Source organism: Escherichia sp. MOD1-EC7003 (assembly GCF_002965065.1).
GTDB lineage: Bacteria > Pseudomonadota > Gammaproteobacteria > Enterobacterales > Enterobacteriaceae > Escherichia.
Genome location: NZ_PTRE01000132.1, coordinates 1 through 6,524, shown reverse-complemented (window position 1 = coordinate 6,524; position 6,524 = coordinate 1). Strand labels below are relative to the sequence as shown.

The following is a 6,524-nucleotide window of genomic DNA, read 5'->3' as shown; positions in this document are numbered from 1 at the left end:
TACTTTTAGTAACTTACAGGTGTCTCATATCGGCGACAGTTTAATTTCTGACGGTAATCATTAAAGATTCAGCGAAGGAAAAAAACGTAAGAAAAAAGCCATAAAAACCATGAGGTTATTATGGCTGATTTGAGGAGAGAAAGGAGAGGGGCTGTTTGTTAAATGTATAACGACGCTTCCCCCACCGGGCGCGTTTTGAAGCGACGGTGGATCCAGAGGTACTGCTCCGGCGCGCGCATGATCTCTTTTTCGATAATCTTGTTCATATAGGCAGCGGCTTGATTTTCATCTGCCGGGTAGCCTTCCATTTCAGGTGTGATGTACAAACGATATCCGCTGTAATCCGCTTTCCTTACCATTGTTACGGTCAACATGGCTGCGCCCGAGAGACGAGAGAGGACATAGGTGCCATTGGTTGTGGCGACATTTTCCACTGCAAAAAACGGCGCGAAGGAACTGCCTTTACGACCATAATCCTGATCGGGAGCAAACCATACCGCTTCACCTTTCTTCAGCGCACCGACAATACCGCGCAGATTATTTCTGCTGATCATCGCTTTGTTAGATCGCATGCGACCACGGGTCTGCACCCATTCCATCAACTGATTATTATGTGGACGATAGGTGGCCATCATTGGTTGGCAAAGCCCCATCACCCGACCGCCCAGTTCCAGCGACATAAAATGGACGCCGACAACCATCACGCCGCGATTTTGTATTTGTGCGTGTTTGAGGTTATCCAGCCCTTCAACATCAAACCATTTACGTACGCGGCTGTCGGGCCAGAACCACGCCATGCCGGTTTCTACCAGTGCCATACCGAGTGAGCGAAAGTTTTCGGCAATTATCTTCTCGCGCTCTTCAGCAGAATGTTGCGGGAAACAAAGTTCCAGGTTTTTACGGGCGATAGATTCACGACGTTTCAGGAATGGTCGCGCCATCGCGCCGATACGCGTGCCGAGAAAGCAAAGAACAGGATAAGGAAGCTGTACCCAAAGCCAGAGTACACCAAGCCCAAACCATGTGAGCCAGTAGCGAGGATGCAGAAACTCGCGGGAAAATTTGCATTGTGGAAACATAGTTACCTTCTGTAGATACGAATTGTTGTATCGCAGAAGATTCCATGTCGACAGCGGTACACTCAATTGATTAGGCCATCATGTACGACAATGGTTCCTGTAAAGAGTGTAAAGACTAGTCAGGACATAACCACGAGGAGCATGAATGCGGTTTCTGTACTTTATCACTGGCTGACTGCTTTCAGCTACTGATTATTAATCGTGCAAAGTAAATATTTTTCCGCACACAACAGGCTTGCATTTAACATGCTGTTTTCATTGATGCTTAGCAAAAATTGCCAGAGGTTAAGGATAGTCTTACTATTAAAGTGACTGAAGTTACAGGTTTTTTAGCGCGGCAGGAGGTTGAGCTATGATTTATTTATCGTATTGTCGTGTCGGCTGATAGGGCGTTGAGAATATCGTTGGGTCTCGCCAGTGACACCTGTTTCTGCTACAGTGCCCGTTTTACGGCAAACGGCTTGGGTATGGCTTCATTAAAGGATGTCGCACGCCTGGCGGGAGTGTCGATGATGACAGTCTCCCGGGTGATACATAATGCAGAATCTGTGCGTCCAGCAACGCGTGACTGCGTATTGCAGGCGATCCAGACCCTGAATTATGTTCCTGATCTTTCTGCCCGTAAGATGCGTGCTCATGGACGTAAGCCGTCGACTCTCGCCGTGCTGGCGCAGGATACTGCTACTACCCCTTTCTCTGTTGATATTCTTCTTGCCATTGAGCAAACGGCCAGCGAGTACGGCTGGAATAGTTTTTTAATCAATATTTTTTCTGAAGATGATGCTACCCGCGCGGCACGTCAGCTGCTTGCCCACCGTCCGGATGGCATTATCTATACTACAATGGGACTGCGGCATATCACGCTGCCTGAGTCTCTGCATGGTGAAAATATTGTATTGGCGAACTGTGTGGCAGATGACCCAGCGTTACCCAGTTATATCCCTGATGATTACACTGCACAATATGAAGCAACACAGCTTTTGCTCGCGGCGGGCTATCGTCAACCGCTATGCTTCTGGCTACCGGAAGGCGTGCTGGCGACAGGGTATCGTCGTCAGGGATTTGAACAGGCCTGGCTTGATGCCGGACGAGATCTGGCTGAGGTGAAACAATTTCACATGGCAATAGGTGATGAGCACTACACCGATCTCGCAAGTTTACTCAATGTCCACTTCCAATCTGGCAAACCAGATTTTGATGTTCTGATTTGTGGTAACGATCGCGCAGCCTTTGTGGCTTATCAGGTTCTTCTGGCGAAAGGGGTACGTATCCCGCAGGATGTCGCCGTAATGGGCTTTGATAATTTGGTTGGCGTCGGGCATCTGTTTTTACCGCCGCTGACCACAATTCAGCTTCCACATGACATTATCGGGCGGGAAGCTGCATTGCATATTATTGAAGGGCGAGAAGGGGGAAGGGTGACGCGGATCCCTTGCCCGCTGCTGATCCGTTGTTCTACCTGATATTATGTTATCCCAGTTGCCAGAGTGCTCCATGTTGCAGCACGGCCACGCCATGGGCGGCATAGAGTGACAGTTCCCTTTCTTCTGGCTGCGGATAGATTCGGCTGCTCATCACCGCTTCCCCGTCGTTAATAAAGACTTCCACAGATGATGTATCGATAAATATCCTTAGGGCGAGCGTGTCACGCTGTGGGAGGGGAATACTACGGTAACCGTCTAAATTCTCGTGCGGGTAATACCGCCACAACACAAGTCGCTCAGATTGGTTATCAACATACAGCCGCATTCCCGTGCCGAGCTGTAATCCGTAATGTTCGGCATCACTGTTCTTCAGAGCCCACTGCAACTGAATCTCAACCGCTTGCGCGTTTTCCTGCAAAACATCTTTGTTGCTGATTGTGCGGGGAGAGACAGATTGATGCTGCTGGCGTAACGACTCAGCTTCATGTACCGGGCGTTGTAGGAGTTTGCCATTGCTCTCTGATAGCTCGCGAGCCAGCGTCATGCAGCCAGCCCAGCCTTCACGTTTTGAGGGCATTGGCGATTCCCACATATCCATCCAGCCGATAACAATACGCCGACCATCCTTCGCTAAAAAGCTTTGCGGTGCATAGAAGTCATGCCCGTGATCAAGTTCAGTAAAATGCCCGGATTGTGCAAAAAGTCGTCCTGGCGACCACATTCCGGGTATTACGCCACTTTGAAAGCGATTTCGATAACTGTATCCCTCGGCATTCATTCCCTGCGGGGAAAACATCAGATAATGCTGATCGCCAAGGCTGAAAAAGTCCGGACATTCCCACATATAGCTTTCACCCGCATCAGCGTGAGCCAGTACGCGATCGAGAGTCCATTCACGCAATGAACTGCCGCGATAAAGTAGGATCTGCCCCGTGTTGCCAGGATCTTTCGCCCCAACAACCATCCACCAGGTGTCGGCTTCACGCCACACTTTAGGATCGCGGAAGTGCATGATTCCTTCTGGTGGAGTGAGGATCACACCCTGTTTCTCGAAATGAATACCATCCCGGCTGGTAGCCAGACATTGTACTTCGCGAATTGCATCGTCATTACCTGCACCATCGAGCCAGACGTGGCCGGTGTAGATAAGTGAGAGGACACCATTGTCATCGACAGCACTGCCTGAAAAACACCCGTCTTTGTCATTCTCGTCCCCTGGCACTAGCGCAATAGGCTCATGCTGCCAATGGATCATATCGTCGCTGGTGGCATGTCCCCAATGCATTGGCCCCCAGTGTTCGCTCATCGGGTGATGTTGATAAAACGCGTGATAACGATCGTTAAACCAGATCAGGCCGTTTGGATCGTTCATCCACCCGGCAGGAGGCGCGAGGTGAAAATGGGGATAGAAAGTGTTACCCCGGCGCTCGTGAAGTTTTGCCAGTGCATTTTGCGCCGCATGCAATCGAGATTGCGTCATTTTAATCATCCTGGTTAAGCAAATTTGGTGAATTGTTAACGTTAACTTTTATAAAAATAAAGCCCCTTTTCTCTGTAAGTGTGAATAACATCACAAATGTTAACGTTAACTATGACGTTTTGTGATCGAATATGCATGTTTTAGTAAATCCATGACGATTTTGCGAAAAAGAGGTTTATCACTATGCGTAAGTCAGATGAATTTGGGGGAAAAAAATGTCAGCCAAAGTATGGGTTTTAGGGGATGCGGTCGTAGATCTCTTGCCTGAATCAGATGGGCGGCTACTGCCTTGTCCTGGCGGAGCGCCAGCTAACGTTGCGGTGGGAATCGCCAGATTAGGTGGAATAAGTGGGTTTATAGGTCGGGTGGGTGATGATCCTTTTGGTGCGTTAATGCAAAGAACGCTGCTAACGGAGGGAGTCGATACCACGTATCTCAAGCTGGATGAATGGCACCGGACATCCACTGTGCTTGTCGATCTGAACGATCAGGGAGAACGTTCATTTACGTTTATGGTCCGCCCCAGTGCCGATCTTTTTTTAGAGACGACAGACTTGCCCTGCTGGCGACATGGCGAATGGTTACATCTCTGTTCAATTGCGTTGTCTGCTGAACCTTCGCGTACCAGTGCATTTACTGCGATGACGGCGATCCGGCGTGCCGGAGGTTTTGTCAGCTTCGATCCCAATATTCGTGAAGATCTCTGGCAAGACGAGCAGTTGCTCCACTTGTGCTTGCGGCAGGCGCTAAAACTGGCAGATGTCGTCAAGCTCTCGGAAGAAGAATGGCGACTTATCAGTGGAAAAACACTGAACGATCGGGATATATGCGCCCTGGCAAAAGAGTATGAGATTGCCATGCTGTTGGTGACTAAAGGTGCAGAAGGGGTCGTGCTTTGTTATCGAGGACAAGTTCACCATTTTGCTGGAATGTCTGTGAATTGTGTCGATAGCACGGGGGCGGGAGATGCGTTCGTTGCCGGGTTACTCACAGGTTTGTCCTCTACGGGGTTATCTACAGATGAGAGAGAAATGCGACGAATTATCGATCTCGCTCAACGTTGCGGAGCACTTGCAGTAACGGCGAAAGGAGCGATGACAGCGCTGCCATGTCGACAAGATCTGGAATAGTGAGAAGTAAGCGGCGAGGCCACTCTTGACTCTGAATAGGACGTGAATTTTTAATGACAGGCAGGTAATTATGGCACTGAATATTCCATTCAGAAATGTGTACTATCGTTTTGCATCCAGTTACTCATTTCTCTTTTTTATTTCCTGGTCGCTGTGGTGGTCGTTATATGCTATTTGGCTGAAAGGACATCTGGGGTTGACAGGGACGGAATTAGGTACACTTTATTCGGTCAATCAGTTTACCAGTATTCTATTTATGATGGTCTACGGCATCGTTCAGGATAAGCTCGGCCTTAAGAAACCGCTCATCTGGTGTATGAGTTTCATTCTGGTCTTGACCGGACCGTTTATGATTTACGTTTATGAACCGTTACTGCAAAGCAATTTTTCAATAGGTCTAATTTTGGGGGCGCTCTTTTTTGGCCTGGGGTATCTGGCGGGCTGTGGTTTGCTCGACAGCTTCACAGAAAAAATGGCGCGAAATTTCCATTTCGAATATGGAACAGCACGCGCCTGGGGATCTTTTGGCTATGCTATTGGCGCGTTCTTTGCCGGCATCTTTTTCAGTATCAATCCCCATATCAACTTCTGGCTGGTCTCGCTATTTGGCGCTGTATTTATGATGATCAACATGCGTTTTAAAGATCAGGATCAGCAGTGCGTAGCGGTGGATGCGGGAGGGTTAAAAAAAGAGGATTTTATCGCAGTTTTCAAGGATCGAAACTTCTGGGTTTTCGTCATATTTATTGTGGGGACGTGGTCTTTCTATAACATTTTTGATCAACAACTCTTTCCTGTTTTTTATGCGGGTTTGTTCGAATCACACGATGTAGGGACACGCCTGTATGGTTATCTCAACTCATTCCAGGTTGTACTCGAAGCACTGTGCATGGCGATTATTCCTTTCTTTGTGAATCGGGTAGGGCCAAAAAATGCGTTACTTATCGGTGTTGTGATTATGGCGTTGCGTATTCTTTCCTGCGCACTGTTTGTTAACCCCTGGATTATTTCATTAGTGAAGCTGTTACATGCCATTGAGGTTCCACTTTGTGTTATATCTGTATTCAAATACAGCGTGGCAAACTTTGATAAGCGTCTGTCGTCGACGATCTTCCTGATTGGTTTTCAAATTGCCAGTTCGTTGGGGATTGTGTTGCTTTCAACCCCGACAGGAATACTCTTTGACCACGCAGGCTACCAGACGGTTTTCTTCGCAATTTCGGGTATTGTCTGCCTAATGTTGCTATTTGGCATTTTCTTCCTGAGTAAAAAACGCGAGCAAATCGTAATGGAAACGCCTGAACCTTCAGCAATATAGACGTAAACTTTTTCCGGTTGTTGTCGATAGCTCGTAACCGGCTCATTTAAACCGTCTGGTCTGTTTCCTCCGGCTCTACAAAAATAATGTCCA

Annotated in this window: 5 protein-coding genes; 3 read left to right on the top strand and 2 right to left on the bottom strand. The window is 48.1% G+C overall.

Annotation, left to right across the window (positions count from 1 at the left end; genetic code table 11):
- Positions 1–158: 158 nt before the first annotated feature.
- Complete coding sequence (lpxP, locus tag A7090_RS20060; RefSeq protein WP_105275335.1) at positions 159–1,079, bottom strand: kdo(2)-lipid IV(A) palmitoleoyltransferase; 921 nt, start codon at positions 1,077–1,079, stop codon at positions 159–161.
- Between the two features lie 467 nt (positions 1,080–1,546).
- Between lpxP and A7090_RS20050 the strand changes: the two genes are divergently transcribed.
- Complete coding sequence (locus A7090_RS20050) at positions 1,547–2,542, top strand: LacI family DNA-binding transcriptional regulator (RefSeq protein WP_105275336.1); 996 nt, start codon at positions 1,547–1,549, stop codon at positions 2,540–2,542.
- Positions 2,543–2,549: 7 nt separating this feature from the next.
- Here the strand turns inward: A7090_RS20050 and cscA are convergent, their stop codons facing one another.
- Positions 2,550–3,983, bottom strand: a complete 1,434-nt coding sequence (gene cscA, locus A7090_RS20045; protein WP_105275334.1) for a sucrose-6-phosphate hydrolase — start codon at positions 3,981–3,983, stop codon at positions 2,550–2,552.
- Positions 3,984–4,198: 215 nt separating this feature from the next.
- Here cscA and A7090_RS20040 point away from each other — a divergent pair, with 215 nt between their 5' ends.
- On the top strand, positions 4,199–5,113 hold the full coding sequence (locus tag A7090_RS20040; RefSeq protein WP_105275333.1) for an aminoimidazole riboside kinase: 915 nt from the start codon (positions 4,199–4,201) through the stop codon (positions 5,111–5,113).
- A 70-nt stretch (positions 5,114–5,183) separates the two neighbouring features.
- On the top strand, positions 5,184–6,431 hold the full coding sequence (locus A7090_RS20035; protein WP_105275332.1) for an oligosaccharide MFS transporter: 1,248 nt from the start codon (positions 5,184–5,186) through the stop codon (positions 6,429–6,431).
- Positions 6,432–6,524 lie beyond the last annotated feature (93 nt).

Coding starts and splice junctions, on each gene's coding strand:
- A7090_RS20040 (WP_105275333.1), top strand. CDS start 4,199: ATGTCAGCCAAAGTATGGGTTTTAGGGGATGCGGTCGTAGATCTCTTG.
- cscA (WP_105275334.1), bottom strand. CDS start 3,983: ATGACGCAATCTCGATTGCATGCGGCGCAAAATGCACTGGCAAAACTT.
- lpxP (WP_105275335.1), bottom strand. CDS start 1,079: ATGTTTCCACAATGCAAATTTTCCCGCGAGTTTCTGCATCCTCGCTAC.
- A7090_RS20050 (WP_105275336.1), top strand. CDS start 1,547: ATGGCTTCATTAAAGGATGTCGCACGCCTGGCGGGAGTGTCGATGATG.
- A7090_RS20035 (WP_105275332.1), top strand. CDS start 5,184: ATGGCACTGAATATTCCATTCAGAAATGTGTACTATCGTTTTGCATCC.